The organism is Pseudooceanicola lipolyticus (genome assembly GCF_002786325.1).
GTDB classification, from domain to species: domain Bacteria; phylum Pseudomonadota; class Alphaproteobacteria; order Rhodobacterales; family Rhodobacteraceae; genus Pseudooceanicola_C; species Pseudooceanicola_C lipolyticus.
This window is the reverse complement of sequence record NZ_PGTB01000338.1, coordinates 1-1,477: the sequence shown is the minus strand read 5'-3', so window position 1 is coordinate 1,477 and position 1,477 is coordinate 1. Positions and strand designations below refer to the sequence as shown.

Annotated in this window: 2 protein-coding genes and 1 pseudogene; all 3 read right to left on the bottom strand. The window is 66.7% G+C overall.

Annotation, left to right across the window (positions count from 1 at the left end; translation table 11 throughout):
• Positions 1 to 149: 149 nt before the first annotated feature.
• On the bottom strand, positions 150 to 668 hold the full coding sequence (locus CVM52_RS25715) for a YHS domain-containing (seleno)protein (RefSeq protein ID WP_100165058.1): 519 nt from the start codon (positions 666 to 668) through the stop codon (positions 150 to 152).
• A gap of 126 nt (positions 669 to 794) precedes the next feature.
• Complete coding sequence (locus CVM52_RS25710) at positions 795 to 1,148, bottom strand: MmcQ/YjbR family DNA-binding protein (RefSeq protein ID WP_100165057.1); 354 nt, start codon at positions 1,146 to 1,148, stop codon at positions 795 to 797.
• Positions 1,145 to 1,477: pseudogene (locus CVM52_RS25705) on the bottom strand (SseB family protein); the annotation flags it as partial. The pseudogene CVM52_RS25705 and the gene CVM52_RS25710, both read right to left, overlap by 4 nt.

Genomic DNA, 1,477 nt, shown 5'->3' with positions numbered 1-1,477 from the left:
CGCCCCGGTCGTGGTCGGCGCCTCGCGCCCGCGCGACGCGGCCACGGATCATGGCCGCGACGACATGTTGCGCTGTCTCAGGCTGTGCGCCGCCGACCTGCGGCACAGCGGCGCGCTCGACTCGATCAGCGCCGCCTGAGCCCCCGCCCCTATTCGCGGACCGGCGCGGGAGAGGTGAAATTCGGGATCGGGTTGGTCGAAGCCTCGTTCGGCTCGATGCCGACCCAGTTGTCCTCGGCCAGGGTGATATTGCCGGGAATGTCTTCCTCCCAGAACCCCACCACGTTCTCGGTGATGTTCAGGTACAGCTTGTCATCGACGATGCGCCACAGGTTGGGATTGCCCGGCACCTTGCCGCCCTTGCTGACGCCATAGGCGCAGTGACCGTCATATTGCGGTGCATAATATTCCGGGCGCTCAAGGAAGGTGGCGCGGTTCTCTTCGGTGGCAAAGGCGAAGGTGGCGCCGTTATAGTCGGCGGTGATCGAGGCCTTGCCCGGCACCGCCGCGGGCTGCGCTGAGCCGACCGGCGCCTGGGTCAGACCGCGATAGGCCACCACGTCATAACCCGACACCGCAAAGCCGGTGGCGTCGACAAACTGCTCTCCCGCCCAGGCGGGAAAGGCAAATCCGGCAGTGGCGACAAGCGCCAGAGCAAGGCGTTTCATATCGGTTCCTTTCGCTGGAAACAGTGTGGTGGCACCGAACTTACAGCGGAAACGGATGGTGCGAAGGGGGTATCGCAGAGCTGTGATGCGCCGCGGGCGGCCCGTGATCCTGGGCCGGGAAATGTTTCAAAGACCCAGTTCGGCGCGCTTTTTCTTCGTCAACCCCGCCGCCACCAACTGATGCGACAGCGCGATGTGCCGCCTGAGCTCCGCATCCGAGAGACCGGGCGCCGCGTAGTGCTGCAACCAGGACATGCCGCGTGAGGCAAGATAGGGCGCCGGGCGGATGCCGGGACTGTCCTGCAGCACTTCGAAGGCAATTTTCGAGACCTTGAAGGTGAAGGCATCGGCACCGTCGTTCCAGCCGCAGATTGCAAAGACCTTGCCGCCCACCTTCCACACATCCGCGCCGCCCCATTGCACCACGTGGCTGGTCGCCGGCAGCCCGGCGCAGAACTGGTTGAATTCGTCGCGGGTCATCGCAGGATCGGCGGCTTGTCCGGATCGCTGCCCGGCACGACGCGTTCCGGTTGAACCTGCGGCGGGTCCGGCAGGTCAAAGCGCAGGCCGACCCGCGCCAGGCTGGCCGCGACAGGATCGGTGGCGGCAAAGAAGGCGACATCCAGCATCCCCGCCTCCAACCCGGAAAAGGCCAACGTCGTGGCCACCGCGCGAGCCAGCGCCGGCTGTGCCGCCTCGGGCGCGTCGATGAAAGCCAGCAGGTGGCTCTGGGCGCCGCTGTCATAGGTCACGCCGGCCAGGTAGGCCATGCCGGCCAGCCCGGCGGCCGTGGCCAGCCGCGCATCCAG